This window comes from Nocardiopsis sp. NPDC006139 (genome assembly GCF_040614155.1).
Classification (GTDB): Bacteria; Actinomycetota; Actinomycetes; order Streptosporangiales; family Streptosporangiaceae; genus Nocardiopsis; species Nocardiopsis changdeensis.
The window spans coordinates 102,162-125,184 of record NZ_JBEXTT010000001.1 but is presented as its reverse complement, the minus strand read 5'-3'; the positions used below and the strand labels follow the sequence as shown (position 1 = coordinate 125,184).

The 23,023-nt window shown below is 73.5% G+C and carries 21 protein-coding genes; 10 read left to right on the top strand and 11 right to left on the bottom strand.

Annotation, left to right across the window (positions count from 1 at the left end; genetic code table 11):
• Window positions 1-135: 135 nt before the first annotated feature.
• From ABZ249_RS00545 to ABZ249_RS00535, 3 genes are all read right to left on the bottom strand, one after another.
• Window positions 136-1,563 carry a threonine/serine exporter family protein gene (locus ABZ249_RS00545; protein WP_355255195.1) on the bottom strand — a complete coding sequence of 476 codons (1,428 nt, stop codon included), beginning with the start codon at window positions 1,561-1,563 and terminating at the stop codon, window positions 136-138.
• 198 nt (window positions 1,564-1,761) lie between these two features.
• Window positions 1,762-2,445 (bottom strand): response regulator transcription factor, encoded by a 684-nt coding sequence (locus ABZ249_RS00540; RefSeq protein ID WP_355255192.1) that lies wholly within the window; start codon window positions 2,443-2,445, stop codon window positions 1,762-1,764.
• A 49-nt stretch (window positions 2,446-2,494) separates the two neighbouring features.
• Window positions 2,495-3,313, bottom strand: a complete 819-nt coding sequence (locus ABZ249_RS00535; RefSeq protein WP_355255189.1) for a RecB family exonuclease — start codon at window positions 3,311-3,313, stop codon at window positions 2,495-2,497.
• A gap of 185 nt (window positions 3,314-3,498) precedes the next feature.
• Here ABZ249_RS00535 and ABZ249_RS00530 point away from each other — a divergent pair, with 185 nt between their 5' ends.
• Entirely contained in the window at window positions 3,499-4,563 is a 1,065-nt protein-coding gene (locus ABZ249_RS00530; RefSeq protein WP_355256008.1) for a site-2 protease family protein, read from the top strand.
• Between the two features lie 55 nt (window positions 4,564-4,618).
• Here the strand turns inward: ABZ249_RS00530 and ABZ249_RS00525 are convergent, their stop codons facing one another.
• Both ABZ249_RS00525 and ABZ249_RS00520 read right to left on the bottom strand, forming a co-directional pair.
• On the bottom strand, window positions 4,619-5,092 hold the full coding sequence (locus tag ABZ249_RS00525) for a hypothetical protein (protein WP_355255186.1): 474 nt from the start codon (window positions 5,090-5,092) through the stop codon (window positions 4,619-4,621).
• A 21-nt stretch (window positions 5,093-5,113) separates the two neighbouring features.
• Complete coding sequence (locus tag ABZ249_RS00520; protein WP_355256006.1) at window positions 5,114-6,367, bottom strand: helix-turn-helix transcriptional regulator; 1,254 nt, start codon at window positions 6,365-6,367, stop codon at window positions 5,114-5,116.
• A gap of 413 nt (window positions 6,368-6,780) precedes the next feature.
• Between ABZ249_RS00520 and ABZ249_RS00515 the strand changes: the two genes are divergently transcribed.
• Window positions 6,781-7,047: a hypothetical protein gene (locus ABZ249_RS00515; protein ID WP_220565893.1), complete on the top strand. Its 267-nt coding sequence runs from the start codon at window positions 6,781-6,783 to the stop codon at window positions 7,045-7,047.
• 398 nt (window positions 7,048-7,445) lie between these two features.
• Here the strand turns inward: ABZ249_RS00515 and ppgK are convergent, their stop codons facing one another.
• On the bottom strand, window positions 7,446-8,222 hold the full coding sequence (gene ppgK, locus ABZ249_RS00510) for a polyphosphate--glucose phosphotransferase (RefSeq protein ID WP_355255183.1): 777 nt from the start codon (window positions 8,220-8,222) through the stop codon (window positions 7,446-7,448).
• Window positions 8,223-8,414: 192 nt separating this feature from the next.
• Between ppgK and ABZ249_RS00505 the strand changes: the two genes are divergently transcribed.
• From ABZ249_RS00505 to ABZ249_RS00495, 3 genes are all read left to right on the top strand, one after another.
• Window positions 8,415-9,410 carry a tRNA (adenine-N1)-methyltransferase gene (locus ABZ249_RS00505; protein ID WP_355255181.1) on the top strand — a complete coding sequence of 332 codons (996 nt, stop codon included), beginning with the start codon at window positions 8,415-8,417 and terminating at the stop codon, window positions 9,408-9,410.
• Between the two features lie 403 nt (window positions 9,411-9,813).
• Window positions 9,814-11,583 (top strand): proteasome ATPase, encoded by a 1,770-nt coding sequence (gene arc, locus ABZ249_RS00500; RefSeq protein WP_355255178.1) that lies wholly within the window; start codon window positions 9,814-9,816, stop codon window positions 11,581-11,583.
• Between the two features lie 121 nt (window positions 11,584-11,704).
• A complete protein-coding gene (locus ABZ249_RS00495; RefSeq protein WP_355255175.1) occupies window positions 11,705-12,487 on the top strand; it encodes an SDR family oxidoreductase in 783 nt (260 codons plus the stop codon).
• A gap of 167 nt (window positions 12,488-12,654) precedes the next feature.
• On the opposite strand, the gene ABZ249_RS00490 is transcribed toward ABZ249_RS00495, so the two are convergent.
• Together ABZ249_RS00490 and ABZ249_RS00485 are read right to left on the bottom strand one after the other, a co-directional pair.
• Window positions 12,655-13,908 (bottom strand): arginine deiminase, encoded by a 1,254-nt coding sequence (locus ABZ249_RS00490; RefSeq protein ID WP_355255172.1) that lies wholly within the window; start codon window positions 13,906-13,908, stop codon window positions 12,655-12,657.
• A 22-nt stretch (window positions 13,909-13,930) separates the two neighbouring features.
• Window positions 13,931-15,379, bottom strand: a complete 1,449-nt coding sequence (locus ABZ249_RS00485) for a basic amino acid/polyamine antiporter (protein WP_355255169.1) — start codon at window positions 15,377-15,379, stop codon at window positions 13,931-13,933.
• A gap of 341 nt (window positions 15,380-15,720) precedes the next feature.
• Here ABZ249_RS00485 and dop point away from each other — a divergent pair, with 341 nt between their 5' ends.
• Window positions 15,721-17,238: a depupylase/deamidase Dop gene (gene dop / locus ABZ249_RS00480; RefSeq protein ID WP_355255166.1), complete on the top strand. Its 1,518-nt coding sequence runs from the start codon at window positions 15,721-15,723 to the stop codon at window positions 17,236-17,238.
• A gap of 200 nt (window positions 17,239-17,438) precedes the next feature.
• Here the strand turns inward: dop and ABZ249_RS00475 are convergent, their stop codons facing one another.
• Entirely contained in the window at window positions 17,439-18,515 is a 1,077-nt protein-coding gene (locus tag ABZ249_RS00475) for a hypothetical protein (RefSeq protein WP_355255163.1), read from the bottom strand.
• 90 nt (window positions 18,516-18,605) lie between these two features.
• Here ABZ249_RS00475 and ABZ249_RS00470 point away from each other — a divergent pair, with 90 nt between their 5' ends.
• Window positions 18,606-19,082 carry a PPOX class F420-dependent oxidoreductase gene (locus tag ABZ249_RS00470; RefSeq protein WP_220562130.1) on the top strand — a complete coding sequence of 159 codons (477 nt, stop codon included), beginning with the start codon at window positions 18,606-18,608 and terminating at the stop codon, window positions 19,080-19,082.
• A gap of 12 nt (window positions 19,083-19,094) precedes the next feature.
• Here ABZ249_RS00470 and ABZ249_RS00465 read toward each other — a convergent pair whose 3' ends face one another.
• On the bottom strand, window positions 19,095-19,910 hold the full coding sequence (locus ABZ249_RS00465) for an SDR family NAD(P)-dependent oxidoreductase (RefSeq protein WP_355255158.1): 816 nt from the start codon (window positions 19,908-19,910) through the stop codon (window positions 19,095-19,097).
• A 74-nt stretch (window positions 19,911-19,984) separates the two neighbouring features.
• Here ABZ249_RS00465 and ABZ249_RS00460 point away from each other — a divergent pair, with 74 nt between their 5' ends.
• Window positions 19,985-20,593: a helix-turn-helix domain-containing protein gene (locus ABZ249_RS00460; protein ID WP_355255155.1), complete on the top strand. Its 609-nt coding sequence runs from the start codon at window positions 19,985-19,987 to the stop codon at window positions 20,591-20,593.
• 93 nt (window positions 20,594-20,686) lie between these two features.
• Window positions 20,687-21,481: an SDR family oxidoreductase gene (locus ABZ249_RS00455; RefSeq protein WP_355255152.1), complete on the top strand. Its 795-nt coding sequence runs from the start codon at window positions 20,687-20,689 to the stop codon at window positions 21,479-21,481.
• A gap of 21 nt (window positions 21,482-21,502) precedes the next feature.
• On the opposite strand, the gene ABZ249_RS00450 is transcribed toward ABZ249_RS00455, so the two are convergent.
• Window positions 21,503-22,099, bottom strand: coding sequence for a TetR/AcrR family transcriptional regulator (locus ABZ249_RS00450; protein WP_220562126.1), 597 nt, complete (start codon window positions 22,097-22,099; stop codon window positions 21,503-21,505).
• A gap of 264 nt (window positions 22,100-22,363) precedes the next feature.
• Here ABZ249_RS00450 and ABZ249_RS00445 point away from each other — a divergent pair, with 264 nt between their 5' ends.
• The gene (locus ABZ249_RS00445; RefSeq protein WP_355255149.1) at window positions 22,364-22,969 is read left to right on the top strand and encodes a hypothetical protein; all 606 of its coding nucleotides are present in this window, start codon (window positions 22,364-22,366) and stop codon (window positions 22,967-22,969) included.
• Window positions 22,970-23,023 lie beyond the last annotated feature (54 nt).

Genomic DNA, 23,023 nt, shown 5'->3' with positions numbered 1-23,023 from the left:
GAATAGTGGCTCACATCACATGCTTGTCGCGTTTCGGGGCGAAAACACGCGGTCGGTGTCGTCGTCCGCTCTCACACGGTGAGATACCCGCGGATCGCCTGTGGTTCGCATCACCTTCGACCGGATCGCGCGGGGTCAGTACCCGTAGCCGCCCCGGGTCCGGCGCGCCGCCGGACGGCTGCGCATCCCGGCCCCGGCCAGGCCGCCGCGCTGGAACGCTCGCACCAGCTCGCCGCCCAGGTTCACCCCGGCGCCCAGCGCCAGGCCGACCATGACCGCCTCCACCAGCGAGAGCAGACCCGCCACCGCCGTGCCCTGGGTGAACTCGATCAGCCCCCGGTACAGCAGGCTGCCCGGCAGCAGGGGCGCGATCGACGGCACCAGGTAGGGCAGCACCGGGCGGCGGGTGCGCCGGGCCAGCCAGTGGCCCACCACCCCCACGGCCACCGCGCCCACGACGGTGCCCACGACCGGCGGCACCTCGAACACCGCCCGCATGCCCGCGTAGATCACCCAGATCATCACGCCCAGCAGGCCGATGGTCACCAGCATCCGGGGCGGCACCGCCAGCGACACCGCGAACGCGATCGCGATCCCGGCCGCGCCCAGCAGCACGGGCGGGTCCATGGCGGTGCCCGCCGAGGGCAGGGCGTCCAGGTCGATGGACACGCCCAGGCGCACCGCCGTGTACGCGACCGCGCCCACCCCGGACACGATCGCGCCCAGGATGAAGAACGTCTCCAGCAGCCGGGCCGCCGCCGACACGTAGCTGCCGCTGATCCCGTCCTGGAGGCTGGCCACCAGCGGGCGCCCGGGCAGCAGCGCCATGATGTTGCCGGTGATGATCGCCCCCGCCTGGAGCCCCAGCTCCAGCTCGTGGCTCACCCACAGCAGCCCCACGCCGATGGTCGCCGCGACCATCGCCGCGGCGGTCATCTGGTAGAACTCGGCGACCCCGCGCCGGGCCAGGAACACCGACGTGCGGTCGCCCAGCACCGCGGCCAGGAACGCCACCGTCGCCACGATGAGGCCGCCGCCCATCATCACACTGGCGCTGGAGGCGATCAGCCCGAACCCGACCACGATCACCCAGTTGGGGTAGGGCATGCGGGCCCGCCGGATGTGCTCCAGCCTGGCGGCGGCGTCCTCCAGCTCCAGCAGGCCCAGGGCGGCCTGCTGCACCAGCGTGTGGAGCTCGTTGACCCGGAAGTAGTCCAGGGAGCGGCGGCGCACCACGCGCTCGCCGGTGATGGGCGGCTGGTCGCCGCCCGGGTGCGTGGACAGGGTGATGGTGGTGAAGGTGACCGACACCTCCGAACGGGGCAGGTTGAAGGCCACCGTGAGGCTGAGCATCGCCTCGCTGACGGCCTCGGTGCCCTCCCCGCTGGCGAGCATCAGCTCGCCGACCCGCAGCACCAGGTCGATGGCCCGGGCGTCGGGGAGGGGGCGCTCGTCCTCCTCCTCGTCCGGGGCCAGGTCGCGTTCGTGCCGGGCGCGCCAGTCGCGCATCCGGCTGAGCATGCGGTCCTCACCCGACGGCGGGCGGCCCCGCTTGTCCCCCATGTCCGTCCTCCCCTTCCCGCCGCCGCCCCGCGGCGGTCGACCCGGTGTTCACGACCCCTTCAGGGGACGCGGGCCCGTCGGCTCGGGTTCGCCCGCCCGGGGACCGGGTACCGGTGAGTTCGATCACCGGATCATCCTCCCAAGCCGGACGGGCCCGTGCGGCTGAACGCGCCGGGGGCCGCGGGGGCGGATCGGGGGTCATCCGTCCCGCTCCCCGGGGCGCACCAGTCCGCTCTCGTAGGCGTGCACCACGGCCTGCACGCGGTCGCGCAGGCCGAGCTTGGTGAGGATGCGGCCCACGTGCGACTTGACGGTGGTCTCGCCGACGATCAGATGCGCGGCGATCTCGGAGTTGGACCAGCCGCGCGCGACCAGCCGCAGCACCTCGCGCTCGCGGTCGGTGAGGGGGTCGGGGGCCGCGTCCCCGGAGCCGTCGGGGGCGGGCAGCAGCGGGGCGAACCGGGCCAGCAGCCGCTCCAGCACCTGGGGGGAGACCACGGCGCCGCCGGAGGCGACGGTCTCCACCGCCGCGACCAGCTCCTCGGGCGGGGAGTCCTTGAGCAGGAACCCGTGGGCGCCCGCCCGCAGGGTGCCCACCGCGTACTCGTCGAGGTCGAAGGTGGTGAGCACCAGCACCCGGACCTCCTGGTCCAGGGAGCGCGAGCGCTCGACGATGCGGCGGGTGGCCTCGACGCCGTCCATGCCGGGCATGCGCACGTCCATGAGGACGACGTCGGGCAGCAGCCTGCGGGCCGCCTCCACCGCCTCGCGGCCGTCGGAGGCCTCGCCGACCACCGACAGGTGCGGCGCGGCCTCCAGGATCATCCGGAAGCCGGCGCGGACGAGGGGCTGGTCGTCGACCAGCAGCACTGAGACGGGCACAGGCCGATTGTGCCGCATCCGGGGCGCCCCGCGGGGACGGTGCCCGACGTCAGGCCCCCGGGGGCAGGGCGGTGGGCAGCGGCGGAGGGGTGCCGCCGAAGGCCGGGCAGATGGCCTGGTGCTCGCACCAGTCGCAGAGCCTGCTCTTCTTGGGCTCCCAGACCCCGGCGCGGCCGGCCGCCTCGATCCGGGCCCAGATGTCGGAGATCTCGGCCTCGGCGGCGCGCAGCTCGTCCTCGGTGGGGTCGTACCAGCGGATCGCCCCGTCCCCGCCCAGGTAGACCAGTTGCAGCCGGGTGGGGACCACGCCCAGGTCGCGCCAGATCATCACCGCGTAGAAGAAGATCTGGAACCTGGCCTTGTCCTCGAAGCGCGGGGAGGGGGACTTGCCGGTCTTGTAGTCGACGACGCGGATGCGCCCGTCGGGGGCCACGTCGAGGCGGTCGACGTAGCCGCGCAGCCGCAGGCCGGTGGGCAGCTCCACCGAGATGCGCATCTCGCGCTCGCGCGGCTCCAGGGCGGTGGGGTTCTCCAGGTCGAAGTAGCGGCGGACCAGGTCGCGGGCGGACTCCAGCCAGGCGTCGCGGGCGGCCTCGTCGGCGAACAGCGACTCCACCTCGGGGCGCTTCTCCCGGAGCCTGTTCCACTGGGGGTCGACCAGGCCGACCGCGGTGCGGGGGGTGCGGGTCTCGGCGGGCAGCTCGTACAGGCGCTCCAGGCAGGCGTGGACCAGGGTGCCGCGCAGGGCCGCCGCGCTCGGTGCCTCCGGGAGCCGGTCGATGGTGCGGAACCGGAAGAGCAGCGGGCACTGGAGGAAGTCCGACGCCCGGGAGGGCGAGAGCGCGGACGGCAGGAGCACGGTGGTCATACACGTGAGCCTATGAGAAGGGCGTGACAGACGACACCCGTGCGCGCAGGCCCTGTGGTGCCGGGGCCCGCGTGCCGGGTGCGGCGCGGCCCCGTAACCTTGGGGGCGTGACCACCGGCAACGATCGCCCCGCGCCCCGCGACCGCTCCAACGGACTGCTCCTGGGCCGGCCCTTCGGGGTCCCCGTGTACGTCACCGCGTCATGGTGGGTGGTGGCGGTCCTCATCACCCTGGTGTACGGCGGGATCGTGCAGGACCGCCTGGCCCTGCCGTCGGTGTTCTCCTACGCGATGGCGTTCGTGTTCGCGCTGCTGCTGTACGCGTCGGTGCTGGTGCACGAGCTGGCGCACTCGGTGGTGGCCCGGCGGTACGGGCTGCCGGTGCGGCGGATCGTGCTGTACGTGCTGGGCGGGGTCTCCGAGATCGAGAAGGAGGCGCCCACGCCGGGGCGGGAGTTCTGGATCGCGTTCGCGGGCCCGCTGTTCTCCCTGCTGATCGCGGCCGGGGCGTACGGGCTGTTCCGGCTGGCGGACCCGTTCTCCGTGGTGGGCGAGCTGCTGTTCCAGCTGTGGGTTGCCAACCTGCTGGTGGGTGTGTTCAACCTGCTGCCGGGGCTGCCGCTGGACGGCGGGCGGCTGGTGCGGGCCGCGGTGTGGAAGCTGACCGGGCGGCCGCTGGCGGGCAGCGTGGCGGCGGCCTGGGGCGGCCGGGTGCTGGCCCTGGTCGTGGTGGCGGTGCCGCTGCTGCTGGGGTGGGCCGCCGGCGCCCTCAACCCGTGGGGCACGGTCTGGGGCCTGGTGCTGGGCGGGTTCATGTGGATGGGGGCCACCGACTCCCTGCGGGCCGCGCGGGTGCGCTCGCGGGTGCCGGGGCTGCGGGTCCGCGACCTGGCGCGGGCGGCGCTGGCGGTCCCGGCCGACACCCCGCTGGCCGAGGCCGAGCGGCGGGCCGCGGTGATCGGGGCGACGGCCCTGGTGGTGACCGACTCCGAGGGCACGCCGACGGCGGTGGTGCATCCCGGGCTGGCCGCGGAGGTCACCGACGCGCGGCGGGCGTGGGTGCCCGTGGCGGAGGTGGCGCGGGCGCTGACCGCCCACTCGGTGCTCCCGCTGGACCTGGAGGGGGAGGAGATGCTGGAGCGCCTGACCTCCCATCCGCTTCCGGAGTACCTGGTGGCGGACGCCGACGGCGCGGTGCACGGGGTGCTGCGCGCCGCCGACGTCAACGCGGCCATGTCCGGCCGGGAGTGAGCCGGGCGGCGCCGTGACGCCGCCCCCGCCCCCGCCCGCCCGCCCGCCGCAGCCCTCATCTGCGGGCGCCCTCGGGCCACAGGACGGACACCGGGCGGTGCAGGGAGCGGGCGTAGGCGACGATGTCGGCGGTGCCGCCGGGGCCGCGGGCGGGCTCGCCGTCCCACACCGCGACGAGCTGGTCGCAGCGCTCCACCAGGAGGCGGCCCGCCTCCAGGTGCGCCCGGGGCGTGGACTCCACGTGCGGCAGCGTGTGGACGAGGACGGCCTGGGCGAGCAGGCGGTCATAGAGCGGGTGGTGTCCGGCGGGGAGCCCGTCGCGGTACTCCCGGGCGGGGACGATCGCCTCCAGCGGGGCCCCGGCGTCCAGGACCGCGGCGGCGAACAGGGCGTCGGCCCCGTCGGCCAGACAGGAGAGGCCCACCAGGTCGCATCCGTAGGGTTCCAGGTGCGAGTCGATGAGGGCGGCGACGGCGTCGCCCACACCGGGGGTCAGGTTGCGATGGCCGGTGATGCCGATGCGGATCACGTCACCCTCCCTGCTGTTCGTTTAGCCGCCTTTGTACCCAGATGCAGGGACGGCGTTCACGAGCAGCGCGAGGCGGTCGTCGAGGTCTCGGACACACGCGGCCTGCGGCCCTCTGTAGCGCCGTCTGAACGAGCGGACGCGGTCCACGACCCGGGCCGAGCCGAACCGGGTCCCGGTCTCCAGGGCCTCCACGGCCAGCCGGAACGCCTCGTCGACGTCGCCCGCCTCGGCGTGCGCCGCGGCCAGTTCGACCTTGAGCACCGCGGCCTGCTTGGCGCCCCGCCCCTGGGGGCCGGACGCCTCGGCGAAGGCGTCGCGGGCGTCGTGCGGGCGCCGCAGGCGCACCCCCACCAGGGCGCGGTAGCCGGAGACCTTGGCCTGGTCGAAGGCGAACACCCAGGGCCAGGGCGGGTTGACGTTGCCCGAACGGGCGATCTCCTTCTCGGCGCGGCCGATGGCGTGGGCCGCGGCGGAGCGGTCGCCGATGCCGGCGTGGGCCAGCGCCCCCACGCAGGCCAGCCAGGCGCGGGCGGTGGGGTGCGCGGAGGGGCCCAGGACGTGCTCGGCCTCCTGGACCAGGCCCAGGCCCAGTTCGGGGTCCTCCGCGGTGTCGATCTCGAAGGCGGCCAGGGAGCCGAGCATGTACACGTCGAGCAGGCGCATCCCGGCCTGGCGGGCGCGGATGACGGCGGTGCGGTAGTGCATGCGGGCCGACCCCATGTCGCCCTGGTCGGCGTGCAGCCAGGCGGCGAACCCGGAGGCCTCGCTGGCGGCGGCGCTGACGGCGGAGTGGTGGGCGGTGCCGCGGGCCTTGAGGAGCATCCGCTCGGCCAGGTGCACGTGGGCCACGGCGCTGGGCAGCAGGTCGCGGGCGGGCGAGGTGGAGTCCATGCGGCGCTGGCCGCCGGTGATGGAGCGCAGCGCGGGCGCGGTCGTCTCGTCGACGGCGGCGTGGCCGCCCTCGGGCGGGATGCCGAAGGCGGCGCCGGCGTCGGCGGCGCGGGAGGCCGCCGGGGCGGGCGCGGGCGCCGGGTCCTCGTCGGCGTCGAGCGGCAGGGTGCCGTCGAAGCGCAGCAGGTGCAGCGGGATGTCCAGACGCCGGGCCAGGTCGTGCACCTGGGTGACGGTGAGCGACTGCTGGCCGTTGACGACCCGGGAGACCCAGCTCTGGGAGTAGGCGACGGCGCGCGCCAGGTCGCCCTGGGACCAGCCGCGGGCGGTGCGCACCCCCTCGATGACGGTCGCCATGTCGCAGGTGGCCAGGGCGGCCGCGATGCGCGGCCGGGACCACAGGTCCGGTGGAAGTTGGGACATGGAGTTCAGATTAGGGATTCGCGGTGCCGGAGGTGGCCGTGTTCGGTCCGGCGGTACCGGGTAAAGCCCGGGATCGCGGTTTTTCGTGGCTTCTCACAACCCCGTTCTAACGTTCTTAGGTGAGCGCTCCGCCCCTTGTGGCATGGGTTGTTGAGATAAGGGCGATAAAAACCTTCTGTCGGCTTTCATTGTGTTCCGGGGGTGTTCTCCGGGAGGGTTCCGCCTTCCCCGGGAGGGCCACGCATAACCGCTCATGCGTGATCCGCATAGGCGTGCTTTTCCGGTCCCGGCGGTGGGGCAGAGTGAGAACGTCGTTGGCGACCACAGGGGAGGCCTGAGTGACCGTCGATACCCCACCGGCGGGTGACCCGGACATGCGGTGTCCGGGCGAGATCGACCTCGTGCTGCGCGGGCTGGCCGCGGAACTGCGCTCGCACGGGGTGGAGGCCCGCGAGGACGGGGTGCACGGGATCGTGCACGCCGGGCCGCAGCACGCGCTGCTCCGGCCGCACCGGGGCGACCTGTGGTGGTGGATGCGGTGGCCGGGGGAGCCCCGGCCGCTGGCGGGGGTGCCCCTGTCCCCGGCCACACGGACCTCCGAGGCGGTCCGCCGCATCCTGGGGGCCCTGGACCGCACCTGAGACCGCGCGGTCCGCACCGCGCCCCCCGGGGCGCGGATCCGGCCCGCGCCCCAGGGCGGGCGGTGCATGGGCTTCCCCGGAACCCAGTCTCCCTCTGTGCGGGGCCGCCCGGCCCCGCCCGCCCGACCGCCCCGCCCCCGGACCGCGCCCCCCGCGCCCGGGTCCGGCGGGGAGACCGGAACGTCCCGACCGCAGTCCCTCCGCGGCCGGGCCGGGTCCGGAAGTGTTCCGGCCGCACCTCCCCCGTGGCCGGGGCACGACGACCGCCGGCACGGTCCCCCGTGCCGCGGCGGTCCCGCCCCGCGCCCCCGGGCGGTTCACGACGGGGCGCGCCCCGGCCCCTTCCCCTTTGCGGCCGGGGCGCGCCACCGCCCCCGTCCGAGGCGCGGGCCGGGGCGTCAGGCGCCCGGGAGCGCCGCGCCGGGGCCGTGGGCGGCCAGGGCCGCGCCCACGATGCCCGCCGTGTTGCGCAGCTCGGCCGGGACGATCGGGGTGCGGATGTCCAGCAGTGGCAGGAACTTGTCCGACTTGCGGCTCACCCCGCCCCCGACCACGATCAGGTCCGGCCACAGCAGGTCCTCCACCACCCGGTAGTACCTCTGCAGGCGCTTGTGGGCCCACTCGTGGTAGGACAGGCCCTCGCGCTCCTTGGCGCCCGAGGACGCCTTGGTCTCGGCGTCGTGGCCGTCGATCTCCAGGTGCCCGAACTCGGTGTTGGGCACCAGGTGCCCGTCCACCACCAGCGCCGTGCCGATCCCCGTGCCCAGGGTGGTCATCAGCACCACGCCCGAGACCCCCTTGGCGGCCCCGTAGCGGGCCTCGGCCACCGCCGCGGCGTCGGCGTCGTTGAGCAGCCGCACCGGCCGGCCGGTGACCCGGGCGAACAGCGCCCGCGCGTCGGTGCCGATCCAGCTCTTGTGCAGGTTGGCGGCGGTGCGCACCACACCGTTCTGCACCACGCCCGGGAAGGTGACGCCCAGGGGAGGGCCGTCCGCCTGGGGGAAGTGCGCGGCGATCTCGCCGACGATCTCGGCGACCTCCTCGGGTCCGGCGTGGTGGGGCGTGAGGATCTTCAGGCGGTCCTCGAGGAACTCCCCGGTGGTCAGGTCGACCGGGGCCCCCTTGATGCCGCTGCCGCCGATGTCGATCCCCAGCCCGGTGGTCGGCTCTGACATGGGTCCTCGTCTCCGTGTCCGTGCTCAGGCGAGCAGATCGGCCCGCTGGGCTGATACTGCCCTGACGGGCGGGGCTTCGCACACGGGGCCGGCGCGTGTCCGCCCGCCGCGGACGGGCCCAGGTGGTGTCGGCGGACCGATACGCTGGACGATCGCCCCGACCGAACCGAATCTGGGAAGACGAGAGCGACGTTGACCGGTATCCATGGCCGCCGTGGTCCCTTCACCGACGGTGACACCGTGCAGTTGACCGACCCCAAGGGGCGCATGCACACGATCACCCTCCACGAAGGGGGCACCTTCCACTCCCACAAGGGCAAGGTCGAGCACTCCGACCTCATCGGCCGGCCCGAGGGCAGCGTCGTGCGCTCCAACACCGGTACCGCCTATGTGGCGCTGCGCCCCCTGCTGATCGACTACACCCTGTCGATGAAGCGCGGGGCGACCATCGTCTACCCCAAGGACGCCGCCCAGGTCCTGGTGGAGGCCGACATCTTCCCCGGCGCGCGCGTCGTGGAGGCCGGCGCCGGGTCCGGCGCCATGTCCAGCTGGCTGCTGCGCGCGGTGGGGGAGAAGGGCATGGTGCACTCCTACGAGCGCCGCGCCGACTTCGCCGAGATCGCCCGCAAGAACGTCGAGCGGTTCTACGGCGGCCCGCACCCCGCGTGGAAGCTGACCGTCGGCGACCTCGTCGAGGAGCTCGACGAGACCGACGTGGACCGCGTGTTCCTGGACATGCTGGCCCCCTGGGAGTGCCTGGACGCCGTGGCGGGGGCGCTCATCCCCGGCGGCCTGCTGTGCTGCTACGTCGCCACCACCACCCAGCTCTCGCGCGTGGTGGAGGAGCTGCGCGAGGACGAGCGGTTCTACGAGCCGCGCTCGTGGGAGACCATGCTGCGGACCTGGCACGTGGAGGGCCTGGCGGTGCGCCCGGACCACCGCATGATCGGGCACACCGGGTTCCTGGTGGTGGCCCGCCGCCTGGCCGACGGGGTGGAGGCTCCCGAGCGCCGCCGCCGCCCGGCCAAGGGCGCCTACGGCCAGGACTACGAGGCGGCCCGCGCGGCCGCGGGCGGCGCCGCCGCGCCCGCCGCCGAGGTCGCGCCCGCCGCCGGGGCGGAGCGGGAGCCGACCGCCCAGGAGTCCCCCGCGCAGGACTCCGCCGCACAGGACACCGCCGCGGAGTGACCCCCGCGCGGGGACGCGCCGCCCGCACCGGCCGCGGGACGCCCCGCGGCCCCGGCGGGGCGGCGGGCGCAACCGCGGCACGGCCCGTCCGGAGCACGTCTCCGGGCGGGCCGTCGCGTTTCCCGAAAGGGCGTCCCGGGGCGCTCCCCGGCGTTCGAGTACCGTAAACATGTCCGTTTCATCCCCGGCGACGTGCACGGCGCCGCCGCGCCGTCAAGGGGCCGAAGCGTGACCCGGTCCCGCCCGAGAGGTTACTTTCTCATTACGTCGGGTCATCCTCTAGCAGCCTGACCTGCGGTGACGCAAGGTCTTGAAATGAGGCCTACGACACTCGTCGGGGCTGGGAGGTTAGGAATAGGGCAGGGGTAGGTACGCTCCCGAGTAGTCGTCCTTCTAAAAGGAGGTGGCGGACGTGGCCGAGCGCGACGACGAGCGTCAGAGCGACCGGGACCGTGAAGTCGCTGAACTCACGGCCCAGGTCTCCTACATGGAAAAGGAACTCAGCGTGGTCCGGCGCAAGCTCGCCGACTCGCCCCGACATGTACGCCTCCTCGAGGAGCGCCTCAGGGAGGCCCAGGCCAACCTGGCGGCGGCCAACGGCCAGAACGAGCGGCTGGTCTCCACTCTCAAGGAGGCCCGCGAGCAGATCGTGGCCCTGAAGGAGGAGGTCGACCGGCTGGCGCAGCCGCCGTCCGGCTTCGGCGTCTTCCTGGGCGGGCGCGACGACGAGACCGTCGAGATCTTCACCAACGGCCGCAAGATGCGGGTCAACGTGAGCCCCTCCGTGGACGTGGACGAGCTGCGTCCCGGCCAGGAGGTCATGCTCAACGAGGCCTTCAACGTCGTCGAGGTGGAGTCCTTCGAGACGGTCGGCGAGGTCGTGATGCTCAAGGAGATCCTCGAGGACGGCGAGCGCGCCCTCGTGATCTCGCACCACGACGAGGAGCGCATCGTCCGCCTGGCGGACCCGCTGCGCGACGAGCCGATCCGGCCCGGGGACTCCCTGCTGCTGGAGCCGCGCTCGGGGTACGTGTACGAGCGCATCCCCAAGTCGGAGGTCGAGGAGCTCATCCTCGAGGAGGTCCCCGACATCGCCTACACCGACATCGGCGGCCTGTCCGGGCAGATCGAGCTCATCCGCGACGCGGTCGAGCTGCCCTACCTGCACAAGGACCTGTTCCGCGAGCACAAGCTGCGCGCGCCCAAGGGCGTGCTGCTGTACGGCCCGCCCGGCTGCGGCAAGACGCTCATCGCCAAGGCGGTCGCCAACTCGCTGGCCAAACAGGTCGCCGAGCGCACCGGCCGCGACGTGGGCAAGAGCTTCTTCCTCAACATCAAGGGCCCGGAGCTGCTCAACAAGTACGTCGGCGAGACCGAGCGGCACATCCGCCTGGTCTTCCAGCGGGCCCGGGAGAAGGCCTCCGAGGGCACGCCGGTCATCGTCTTCTTCGACGAGATGGACTCGATCTTCCGCACCCGCGGCTCGGGCGTGTCCTCCGACGTGGAGAACACCATCGTCCCGCAGCTGCTGAGCGAGATCGACGGTGTCGAGGGCCTGGAGAACGTCATCGTCATCGGCGCCTCCAACCGCGAGGACATGATCGACCCGGCGATCCTGCGGCCCGGACGCCTGGACGTCAAGATCAAGATCGAGCGGCCCGACGCCGAGGCGGCCCGGGACATCTTCGCGAAGTACATCACCGAGGACCTGCCGCTGCACGAGGACGACATGGCCGAGCACGGCGGTTCGGCCAAGGCCACGGTGGACGCCATGATCCAGACGGTCGTGGAGCGGATGTACACCGAGGGCGAGGAGAACCGGTTCCTGGAGGTCACCTACGCCAACGGTGACAAGGAGGTCCTGTACTTCAAGGACTTCAACTCCGGCGCCATGATCGAGAACATCGTCTCGCGGGCCAAGAAGATGGCCATCAAGGACTTCATCGACCACGACTCCAAGGGGATCAGGGTCGCGCACCTGCTCCAGGCGTGCGTCGACGAGTTCAGCGAGAACGAGGACCTGCCCAACACCACCAACCCCGACGACTGGGCGCGGATCTCCGGAAAGAAGGGCGAGCGCATCGTCTACATCCGGACCCTCGTCACGGGCAAGAAGGGCGCGGACTCCGGGCGGAGCATCGACACGGTGGCCAACACCGGCCAGTACCTGTAGGAACGCACCTCCGAGGACGACAGAGGGGGCCGACCGGACTTCCGGTCGGCCCCCGCTCGTGCCGGTGGTCCCCGGGCTCCGTGCCAGCAGGGCGTCGACACTTTTCCGACGAGGAGACACGATGATCGATACCCGCCTCGCCGGCCGGAACGTCCTGGTGACCGGCGGTTCCGGCAATATCGGCGCGGCGATCGGCCGCGCTTTCGCGGCGCAGGGGGCACGCGTCGCGATCCACTACCTCGCCCAGGATCCCCCCGCGCCGGCGGGCACCGAATGGGCGCACGTCACCCCCGCCGCGGAGGAGGCGGACGGGCTCGCGGAGGAACTCGGCAACGGCGCCTTCGCCGTCAGCGCCGACCTGTCCGAACCGGAGGCGGCCTCCCGGCTGGTGCGCGACGTCGCGGCCCGGGTCGGCGCGATCAACGTCCTGGTCAACAACGCCGCCCACTGCGAGACGCCGGACACCGTCGACACGTTGACCGCCGCGTCGTTGGACCGCCACTACCGGGTGAACGCCATCGCCCCCGCGCTCCTCACCGCCGAGGTGGCGCGGCTGCACCGTGAGGACGACCCGTTGTGCGTCGTCAACATCACCACCGATGCCGCGCGGGCCTTCCCCGGCCAGACCGGCTACGGGACGTCCAAGGGGGCGCTGGAGGCGCTCACCCGGTCCACCGCACTGGACCTGGCGGCCCGCGGCATCCGGGTGAACGCCGTCGCTCCGGGGCCCGTCCAGACCGGCTGGATGGACGAGGACCTCCTGGCCCGGGCGGAGGAGATCGTGCCGATGAGCAGGGTGGGCGAGCCGCAGGACGTCGCCGACGCGGTGGTGTATCTGGCCTCGTACCAAGCGCGATGGGTCACCGGGCAGGTTCTCCAGGTCGCCGGCGGGCACGCCCTGTGACCGCGTCGGCCACCGGGGTCCGTTTGCCGCCGGCGCGGGGCGGGCCGCCTGCGACGGCGGCAGGCACCGGCCGGTGCCTGTGACGGCCGCGCCTGAGAGGACGACAGAGGGGGCCGACCGGACTTCCGGTCGGCCCCCGCCGCGTCCGGCGGCCGGGCGCGGACCGGTCAGAAGTCCACGGGGTCGCGGACCAGGGGGCAGGTCATGCAGTGGCCGCCGCCGCGCCCCCGGCCCAGTTCGGCGCCGACGATCGGCAGGACCTCGATGCCCGCCGCGCGCAGCAGCGCGTTGGTCTGGGTGTTGCGGTCGTAGGTGAAGACCACGCCCGGCTCCACGGCGACCGCGTTGTTGGCGCTGTCCCACTGCTGGCGCTCGGAGGCGTAGGCGTCGCCGCCGGTCTCGATGGTCCGCAGCGCGGACAGCCCCAGGGCCTTCGCCACCACGTCCGTGAACGCCCGGGCGCCCTCGTCCACCACCTCCACGCCCGGGGCGCGGTCGGACGGGTACAGCGAGAAGGTGTGCACCGCGTCCATGATGCGCGGGTAGAGGGTGACCACGTCGCGGTCCACGAAGGTCAGCACGGTGTCCAGGTGCATGGCGGCGCGCAGCCTGGGCATGCCCGCCACGATGACCCGGCGGGCGGCCCCGGCGGAGAACAGCGCCGCGGCGACCTGGGTGACGGCCTGGCGCGAGGTGCGCTCGCTCATGCCCATGAGCACGACCCCGTCGCCCACGGGCATGACGTCGCCGCCCTCGAAGGTGGCCTGGCCCCAGGGGAGCTCGGGGTCGCCCCACCAGACGGTGTCCCCGGCGAAGTCGGGGTGGAACCGGTACACGGCCTTCATCAGCAGGGTCTCGTCGCGGCGGGCGGGCCGGTAGAGCGGGTTGAGCGTGACGCCCCCGTAGAGCCAGCAGGTGGTGTCGCGGGTGTAGAGGGTGTTGGGCAGCGGCGGCATGAGGTACTCGCGGCCGCCGGTGGACTCCTGGGCGAGCGAGAGGTAGGGCGAGCGGTACTCGTCGGGCAGGTCGTCGGCGGCCATGCCGCCGATGAGGAGCTCGGCGAGGCCGCGGGGGTCCAGGGACTCCAGGAAGGCGCGGGTGCCCTCGATCAGGCCGGTCCCGACCTCGTTCGGGGTGATCTTGCGGTCCAGCAGCCAGGAGCGGGCCCCGGGCACGGCCAGGGTCCGGGCGAGCAGGTCGTGGAGCTCGACGACCTCGACGCCGCGGCCGCGCAGCGCGGCGACGAACTCCTCGTGGTGGCGCAGTGCGCTGTCCACCCACATGACGTCGTCGAAGAGCAGGTCCGCGGCGTTGGTCGGGGTGAGGCGGCGGTGGGCGAGTCCGGGCGAGCAGACCAGGACCTTGCGCAGGCGGCCCACCTCGGAGTGGACGCCGTGCGGCGGCGGGGCGGTGTCGGGCATGGCGGAGTCCCTTCGGAGCGGTTCAGAGCGTGATCAGGCCGGTGGCCAGGGCGGCCACGCCGGCCGCCGCCCCCGCGACGGAGACGGCGCACACGGCGAGCTCGGCCGGGGTGAACAGGCGGCGGCCCTGTTCGCGCCGGACCTTGACGAACAGCACGGTGGCGGGCGCGTAGACGATGAGGGAGACCAGGACGTACTTCAGGCCGGCCGCGTACAGCAGGAAGGCGGTGTAGGCGGTGGCGAGCACCGCGATCGCGAGGGCGCCCCGGGACGCCCCGGCCCCGGCGCCCGCGGCGGGGTCCCGCGCGACCTTGACCGCGAACAGCGCCGCGAGCAGGAACGGGATCAGGGTCAGCGCGCTGGTCATGTTGAGCGCGAAGTCGAAGGCGTCCTCGGAGAACAGGGTGACGACCAGGACCGCCTGGGACAGCGCGGTGGTCATCACCAGGGCCGGGACCGGGACGTCGGCGGCGTTGGAGCGGCGCAGGAAGCGGGGCATGTCGTCGTCCCGGGCGGCGACGAACAGCACCTCGGCGGCCATCAGGGTCCAGGCCAGGTAGGCGCCCAGCACCGAGACGATCAGCCCGGCGCTCACGAACACCGTCCCCCAGGGGCCCACGGCGTGCGCCAGGACCCCGGCCATCGAGGGCTGGCGCAGGGCGGCGATCTCCTCCATCGGCATGATGCCGTAGGACACGACGGTGACCGAGGCGAAGACCGCGAAGACGCTGAGGAAGCCCAGGACGGTCGCCCGGCCCACGTCCTCGCGCCGGGCGGCGTGGCGGGAGTAGACGCTGGCCCCCTCCACCCCCAGGAACACGAACACGGTGACCAGCATGGTGCCGCGCACCTGGTCGAAGAGGGTCCCGGCGCCGGCGGTGCCGGTGAGGTTGCCGGCGAACACCGCCGGGTCCAGGAGGAACAGGGCCAGCACGACGAACACCAGGATGGGCACGAGCTTGGCGACGGTGACCACCCGGTTGATCGCCGTGGCCTCCCTGACGCCCCGGCGCACCAGCAGGAAGAACCCCCACAGGCCGACCGAGGACAGCCCCACGGCCAGGAGGGTGTCGCCGTCGCCCAGGGCCGGGAAGAGGGCCCCGAGCGTCGACATGATGAGCACCCAGTAGGTCACGTTGCCGACGCAGGCGCTGGCCCAGTACCCGAACGCGGCGAAGAACCCGAGGTACTCGCCGAAGCCCGCCTTGGCGTAGGCGTAGACCCCGGCGTCCAGGTCGGGCCTGCGCACGGCGAGCATCTGGAAGACGAAGGCGAGCATGAGCATGCCGGTGCCCGCGATCACCCAGGCGATGAGGGCCCCGGCCACGCCGGTGGACTCGGAGAACCGCGACGGCAGGGAGAAGACCCCGGCCCCGACCATCGAGCCGACGACCATCGCCGTCAGGGTCGGCAGGGTGAGCCTGACCGGCGCGCCCCCGGACGCGCGCTCGGCGGCGTGCGCGCCGCTCATGCCGGCCGCTCGCGGGGTCCGGGGCGATCGTCGCCCGGCGTGTTCGCCATGTGGCACATGGTCATAATCTAGGCGGATGGGTCCGTATCGCCGGGCCTTGCCCGTGTCCTCGGGGTGTCTTGCGCTTTGCCGCGCGGACCGCGGCCGCAAGGGAGGCGGCAACGGTCGGCCGACTTTTCCCGGAAAACGGGTGAAAGGTTTTTCCCGGCTCGGGGAAAGCCGGTCCCACCTGCGATGACAACGGCGCGCCGGGAGGCCCGGAACTCCCGGGAAGACGGCGCTTGGGCCACAATCGACGCGGAAGCGTTCAAGACCGGCCCCCGGTGGATAATCTCTTCACCATGAGTGTGCGGCGGATTATGGGTATCGAGACCGAGTACGGGATCTCCGTGCCGGGCAACCCCGGGGCCAACGCGATGGTCACCTCAACCCAGGTGGTCAACGCCTATCTGGCCGCCTCGGCGGCCCGGGCGCGACGGGCACGATGGGACTTCGAGGAGGAGAACCCGCTGCGCGACGCGCGCGGCTTCGACCTGGCGCGTGAGGTGGCCGACCCCACGCAGCTCACCGACGAGGATCTGGGGCTGGCCAACGTCATCCTCACCAACGGGGCGCGGCTGTACGTGGACCACGCCCACCCCGAGTACTCGGCGCCCGAGGTCACCAACCCGCGCGACGCGGTGCTGTGGGACAAGGCTGGCGAGAGGGTGATGGCGGACGCGGCCGCCCGGGCGGGGGCCACGCCGGGGATCGAGCCCATCCAGCTGTACAAGAACAACACGGACAACAAAGGCGCGTCCTACGGCTGCCACGAGAACTACCTGATGCAGCGGTCGACGCCGTTCGGCGACATCGTGCGCCACCTCGTCCCGTTCTTCGTGTCCCGCCAGGTGGTGGTGGGCGCGGGCAAGGTGGGCATCGGCTCCGACGGGCAGGGGACCGGCTTCCAGCTCTCCCAGCGCGCCGACTTCTTCGAGGTCGAGGTGGGGCTGGAGACCACGCTGAAGCGTCCCATCATCAACACGCGGGACGAACCGCACGCCGACCCGGACAAGTACCGGCGGCTGCACGTGATCATCGGCGACGCCAACATGAGCGAGATCTCCACCTACCTCAAGCTGGGGACGACGTCGCTGGTGCTGTCGATGATCGAGGACGGGTTCATCAGCGTGGACCTGTCCCTGGAGACCCCGGTCGCCGACCTGCGGGCGGTGTCCCACGACCCGACGCTGGCGCACCGCGTGAAGCTGCGCGACGGGCGCCGGATGACCGCGCTGGAGCTCCAGGGCGAGTACCTGGACCAGGCGCGCAAGTACGTGGAGGACCGCTACGGCACGGACGTGGACCCCGACACCGCCGACGTGCTGGACCGGTGGGAGTCGGCGCTGACCCGGCTGGGCAACGACCCGATGGACCTGGCCGACGAGCTGGACTGGGTGGCCAAGCTCAAGGTGCTGGAGGGGTACCGCTCCCGGGACGGGCTGGACTGGTCGCACCCGCGGCTGCAGCTGGTGGACCTGCAGTACTCGGACGTGCGGCCGGACAAGGGGATCTACAACCGGCTGGCGGCGCGCGGGCGGGTCAAGCGGCTGCTGGAGGAGCCCCAGGTGCAGCGGGCGGTCACCGAGCCGCCGGAGGACACCCGGGCGTACTTCCGCGGCCGGTGCCTGGCCAAGTACGCGGACTCGGTGGCGGCGGCGTCGTGGGACTCGGTGATCTTCGACCTGCCGGGCTACGACTCGCTCCAGCGGGTGCCCACCCTGGAGCCCCGCCGCGGGACGAAGGAGCACGTGGGGAAGCTGCTGGACGCCTCGCCTACGGCGGCCGACCTGGTGGCGGTGCTGTCGGGCGGCCGCTGACCGCGGGCGCGCGGCGGGGCGGGGACGGCGCGCCGCCCCCGCCCCGTGCCCCGTTCACGCGGAGGTGGTCCGATCGCACACCATCGGTCGCGCGGCCCGAACCGGTGGCCCCGCTCCTGCGGGGACGGATCCGGCCGCTGATCGGAGAGAGCGGTGACCTCCGCGGTCCGGGGGTGTGCGCGGCGGGCGCGCCGCCACCGTCAGGGAAGGGCCGCGGCGATGGCGGCGGCGACCTGCGCGGCGTCCAGGCCGTCGGTGTCGATGACGCGGGCGCCCGAGGGCCGCGGCAGCCTGCTCTCCCGGACCGCGGCGTCGACGGCCGCGCTCAGGGCGGGGCCGCTCAGGCCGGCGCGGTGGTCGCCGGGGATGGCGGGCCCGTCGCCGCGGGCGCGCCGGGTGATGCGCTCGGCGAGGACGGCGGGGGAGGCGTGCAGCCAGAACACCGCCACGCCCCCGGGGTCCCACAGGCGTCGGAGGAGCCGGGCGGTGCGGGGGTCGCCGCTGACCAGGACGGTCCCGGCGCCGCCGCGGGCCAGGTTCGCTGCGGCCACGCGGGTGTTCGCCGCGCGCAGGGGCGCGAGGCGGTCCGCGCGGGTGCGCGTTCCGAGGAACCCGAGCTGGTGGGCGTCGAGGTACCCCACGGCTTCGCCGGCGCGCGCGATCCGGGAGAACGCCCCGAACCCGGCCGTGGAGAGGCCGGCCCCGCCGGGGCCGGTGACCACGGCGGTACGCCGCGGTGCCGCCCCGGGGGCGGGCGCGTCGTCGTCGGCGGTGGTCCGGAGCGGTCCGCCGAGCGCCGCGGCGGCGACCTGCGCGGCGATGTCGGCGGGGGAGCGGCCGACCGTGTCCACGTGCACGTCGGCGGCGCCCGGGTCGAGCCGGGCGGCGTGCTCCGCGGCCTCGTCGGCGAGTCCGACGAGCCATCCGCGGCGCCGTACCCGCTCGCGGATCGTGTCCGCGTCCGCGTCCAGGTGCACGGCCAGGACCCGGTCGCGCGGGACGCCGGGCAGCAGCCGTGCGAGGTGGCCGGGGCCGTCGGCCTGCCCGGCCACGACCAGCACCTCCGCTCCGTGCGCGCGGTACCCGCGGGACAGGGCGGGCAGGGCGGAGGCGATCAGCCCGGTCTCCGTGGCCGTCACCCCGGCGGCCAGCCGGAGCTGGTCGGCGTCCACGAACGCGGCCGTCACGCCCGCGTCCGCGGCCGCGGACAGCATGCGGTACCCGACGGTGGACTTGCCCACCCCCGAGGCGCCGAGCAGCCATACGACGGGAAGCACGCAGCCGACTATAGGGCGGCCGCGCGGGACCCGGAACGGCCGGGGCCCGCGGGGATAGGCTGGGCCCGTTCCCGCTGAGGAGAGAGGCCCATGAGTCCTTCGATCGCGACCAACACCACCGTCGACCTGGCCGGGCTGCTGGAGTTCGTGCGGCCCCGGCACAACGCGCTGCTGATCACCCGCCGCGGCGACGGCGGGCCGCAGGCGTCCCCGGTGACCTGCGGTGTCGACGGGCAGGGGCGGATCGTCGTCTCCACGTACCCGGAGCGGGCCAAGGCCCGCAACGCCGCGCGCGACCCCCGGGTGAGCGTGGTGGTGCTGTCCGACGACTTCGGCGGCGCCTGGGTGCAGGTGGACGGGGAGGCCGAGGTGCTGGACGGCGAGGAGGCCGTCGAGCCGCTGGTGGAGTACTTCCGCGTGATCGCGGGCGAGCACCCGGACTGGGCGGAGTACCGGGAGGCGATGCGCCGCCAGGGCAAGGCGCTGGTCCGGGTGACCCCGCGGCGCTGGGGCCCGATCGCCACCGGCGGCTTCCCCGCCGACCGCGTCCCCCCGTCCGCCGGCTGACCGGCCCCGGGCTCACACCGCCGCGGGGCGATTCTTGCGCACCAGGTCCGCCGAACCGGCGACGCGGGCGGTGGTCAGGACGGCCGACCGGCGGCTGAACAGCCGGAGCAGGAACGGGGCGGCGGCGTCGGCCGCCCGCGACAGCGCGCTGGGGGCCGACCGGCGCCGGTCCAGGACGCGCACCAGCGCCGCGGCGACCTGCTCGGGCGTCCGGAAGTCCCCCGGGTACCCCTCGGTGCCGATCCCGTCGAAGAACTCCGTGCGGGTCAGGCCCGGCGAGAACGCCAGGGTGCGCGGACCGCTCCCGCGGGTCTCCCACCACAGCGCCTCGGTGAAGCTCAGCACGAACGCCTTGCTCGCCGCGTACACCGCCATCCCCGGGATCGGCTGGTAGGCGGCCATGCTCGCGATGTTGACCAGGTAGCCGCCCGGGTCCAACCGCCCGATGAACGCCCGTGACACGTCCACCGGCGCGGTCACGTTGAGCGCGAGCAGCGCCTCCAGTTCGTCGGGGTCCTGTTCGGCGAACGCGCCGTCGGCGCCGATCCCCGCGTTGTTGACCAGGCTCGTCACGCGGATGCCGCGGCGGTCGACCTCGGCGGCCAGGTCCCGGCCCGCGCCCGGGCGGCCGAGGTCGGCCGAGACGGTCTCCACGCGGACGCCGTGCGCCCCGCGCAGTTCGGCGGCCAGGGCCTCCAGCCGTTCGGCGCGGCGGGCGACGAGCACCAGGCCGGAGCCGCGTGCGGCGAGCAGGCGGGCCAGGGCCGCGCCGATGCCGGAGCTGGCACCGGTGATGAGTGTGGTCTGGGAGGCATGATCAAGGGTCATGTCGACACCCTACGCCATGTATGACACTCGGTGTCAAGATCGCTCCTGGGTGCCTTTCCTTGTAGGCTGGCGGGATGACGACCGGAGAACCGACCCCCGGCCTGCGGGAGCGCACGCGCCGCGCGGTCCACCGCGAGATCGCCGAGGCCGGGATGGCGCTCTTCCTGGACCAGGGCTTCGAAGAGACCACCGTCGACCAGATCGCCGAGGCCGCCGGGATCTCCCGCCGCTCCTTCTTCCGCTACTTCGCGACCAAGGAGGACGTGGTCCTGGGCGACATGATCGAGCGGGGGCACCGCATCGGCGCGGCGCTGGCCGCGCGCCCCTCCGGGGAGGAGCCCTGGGCGGCGGTGCGGGCCGCGCTGATGGCGCTGCGCGAGGAGTCCTCCGGCGGCCCCGAGGAGGAGCTGCGCATCGGGCGGATGCTGCACGGGACCCCGTCGCTGCGCGCCCGCAGCCTGGAGAAGCACCTCGCCTGGCAGGAGGTCCTGGTCCCCGAGCTGGCCCGGCGCCTGCGCGAGGCGCACGGCCTCGACGGGGTGAGCGCCGACCACCGTGCCGCCGCGATCATCGCCACCGCGCTCACCTGTATCGACGTCGCCACGGACACCTGGCTCCGCGTCGACGGGGCGGTCCCCCTCGAAGACCTCTGGGACGAGGCCGTCGCCGCCGTCCGGGCCTGACCGCCCGGTACGGGCGACACGCCGGTTATGTGCCCTTGCGCTTAGAGCGCGTGTGCAAATATCTTCGTTCCCGACTCCGACGAAGGGCGCACCATGCAGATCGACCTCACCGGGAAGACGGCGCTGGTCACCGGATCCACCCAGGGCATCGGCTCGGCGATCGCGACCGGCCTGGTCCGCGCCGGGGCGCGGGTCGCGGTCAACGGGCGCAGCCCGGAGACCGTGGACCGCGCGCTGGAGCGCATCGCCGCCGAGCACCCCGGAGCCGACCTGGTCGCCGCCCCCGGCGACCTGGCCGACGACGGCGGCCTGCGGCGCGTCCTGGACGCCGTCCCCGCCGTGGACGTCCTGGTCAACAACCTGGGCGTCTTCGGCGCCCGCCCCGCCCTGGAGATCACCGACGAGGAGTGGCGCCGCTACTTCGAGGTCAACGTCCTGACCGCGGTGCGCACGACCCGGGCCTACCTGCCCGGCATGGTGGAGCGCTCCTGGGGGCGCGTCCTCAACATCGCCAGCGACTCGGCGGTGGTGGTCCCCGCCGAGATGATCCACTACGGCATGACCAAGACCGCCCTGCTCTCGGTCACCCGCGGCTTCGCCAAGGAGGCCGCCGGGTCCGGGGTCACCGTCAACTCCGTCATCGCCGGGCCCACGCACACCGGCGGGGTCGAGGACTTCGTCTACGAGCTGGTGGACCGGGACCTGCCCTGGGAGGAGGCGCAGCGGGTGTTCATGCGCGAGCACCGCCCGATGTCCCTGATCCAGCGGCTCATCGAGCCCGAGGAGATCGCGAACATGGTCGTCTACCTCGCCTCGCCGCTGGCCTCGGCCACCACGGGCGGCGCCCTGCGGGTGGACGGCGGCTACGTGGACTCGATCCTGCCCTGACCGCCCCGCCGGGGCGCGGGGTCAGGCCCGTACGGTCCCGCCCGGCAGGACGGTGTCCCGGCGGCACAGGCCCAGGCAGACGAGTTCGAGGAGGCGCCTGGCGCGCGGCTCCCAGTCGCCCGCCGGGTCGAGCTGGTACAGCCCGGCGATCGCCAGCAGTACGTCGTCGGGTTCGAGGTCCTCGCGCAGGGTCCCGGCGGCGCGGTTGGCGTCGAGCAGCCGCTGGAGCGCGGAGGTGAGCGGTCCCCGGGCCTCCTGGGCGAACCGGCCCCTGCTGGTGGCGCTCTGGAGCGCCCCGATGAGGCCGGCCTTGGTCATGGCGTAGCGGGCGAACCGGGTGAGCCACAGCTTGAAGGCGTCCAGCGGCGGGTGCTCGTCGAGCAGGTCGTCGGCGGCCTGCGCCATCTGCTGCACCTCGGCGCGGTACAGCTCGAAGACCAGGTCCTCGCGGGTGGGGAAGTGCCGGTACAGGGTGCCGATGCCCACCCCGGCCTTCTTGGCGATGGAGTTCAGGGAGGCGTCACTGCACGTGGAGAACGCCTCGCGGGCGGTCTCCAGCAGGTGGGCGCGCGTGCGGACGCCCTGGGCGTGCAGCTGCTCGACGCGCTTGGTCGACACGGTCGTGGTCCTTCGTTGGCGGAGATCTCTCCGTCATAGGTTAGCCGATATTTCGATTTCTTGTCATCCCAGTTCAGACGATGTTTCCCGGGGGTGCTGCGGCTCGCGTCACAGGTTTTCGGGATTGCCTGGCGGAGACCTCTCCGGTAAGTTCTGTGTACGTGGCGGAGACCTCTCCGTCACTTCATTCTCCTCGGTGGGGGCCGTCCCTTCGGGTTCGACGGCCCCGCACCGGGTCACAGCACCTGTCCCTAAGGACCCGCCATGCAAGACAACGCCACTTCCCTGCGGATCGGTGTCATCGGCGCGACCGCGGGCATCGGAGCGCTCATCGCCGCCGAAGCCCGTCAGCGAGGGCACGACGTGTGCGACATCCGCCGCGACCCCCTGGAGATCGGCTACGGCGACCTCGACGGCCTGGACGTCCTCGTCAACGCCCACCAGGCCCAGGTGGGCCGCGAACGCGACCACATAGAGGTCGACCGCCACCTGATCTCGCTGCTCACCGGAACCTCCGTGCGGCTCCTCGTGGCCGGCAGCCACGGACACCTGTACGCCGACGAGTCCAGGACCGCCACCTACTGGCAGAGCAGGATGGCCCGCGGCCCCCTGCGCGACCTGGCGCGCTCCCTGGAACGCGCCTACTTCCTCTACCAGATCAGCCTCGACCTGCGGTGGACCTACCTGGCCCCGCCGGTCGAACTCGTCAGCGAGGGCGAGCGCACCGGCCGCTACCGGACCGGCGGCGACGTCGTCCTCACCGACGAGCACGGGCGCAGCCGGCTCAGCGACGCCGACTACGCCGTCGCCTTCGTCGACGAGATCGAGACCGACGCCCACTCCGGACGGCTCTACACCGTCGCCGCCTGACCGCCGGCGGTCCTCCCCACGTGCGGCGGGGAGGACCGCCGGTGCCCCCCCGTG

Coding starts and splice junctions, on each gene's coding strand:
- ABZ249_RS00545 (WP_355255195.1), bottom strand. CDS start 1,563: ATGGGGGACAAGCGGGGCCGCCCGCCGTCGGGTGAGGACCGCATGCTC.
- ABZ249_RS00535 (WP_355255189.1), bottom strand. CDS start 3,313: ATGACCACCGTGCTCCTGCCGTCCGCGCTCTCGCCCTCCCGGGCGTCG.
- ABZ249_RS00515 (WP_220565893.1), top strand. CDS start 6,781: ATGCGGTGTCCGGGCGAGATCGACCTCGTGCTGCGCGGGCTGGCCGCG.
- ppgK (WP_355255183.1), bottom strand. CDS start 8,222: ATGTCAGAGCCGACCACCGGGCTGGGGATCGACATCGGCGGCAGCGGC.
- ABZ249_RS00495 (WP_355255175.1), top strand. CDS start 11,705: ATGATCGATACCCGCCTCGCCGGCCGGAACGTCCTGGTGACCGGCGGT.
- ABZ249_RS00490 (WP_355255172.1), bottom strand. CDS start 13,908: ATGCCCGACACCGCCCCGCCGCCGCACGGCGTCCACTCCGAGGTGGGC.
- ABZ249_RS00485 (WP_355255169.1), bottom strand. CDS start 15,379: ATGAGCGGCGCGCACGCCGCCGAGCGCGCGTCCGGGGGCGCGCCGGTC.
- dop (WP_355255166.1), top strand. CDS start 15,721: ATGAGTGTGCGGCGGATTATGGGTATCGAGACCGAGTACGGGATCTCC.
- ABZ249_RS00470 (WP_220562130.1), top strand. CDS start 18,606: ATGAGTCCTTCGATCGCGACCAACACCACCGTCGACCTGGCCGGGCTG.
- ABZ249_RS00465 (WP_355255158.1), bottom strand. CDS start 19,910: ATGACCCTTGATCATGCCTCCCAGACCACACTCATCACCGGTGCCAGC.
- ABZ249_RS00460 (WP_355255155.1), top strand. CDS start 19,985: ATGACGACCGGAGAACCGACCCCCGGCCTGCGGGAGCGCACGCGCCGC.
- ABZ249_RS00455 (WP_355255152.1), top strand. CDS start 20,687: ATGCAGATCGACCTCACCGGGAAGACGGCGCTGGTCACCGGATCCACC.
- ABZ249_RS00445 (WP_355255149.1), top strand. CDS start 22,364: ATGCAAGACAACGCCACTTCCCTGCGGATCGGTGTCATCGGCGCGACC.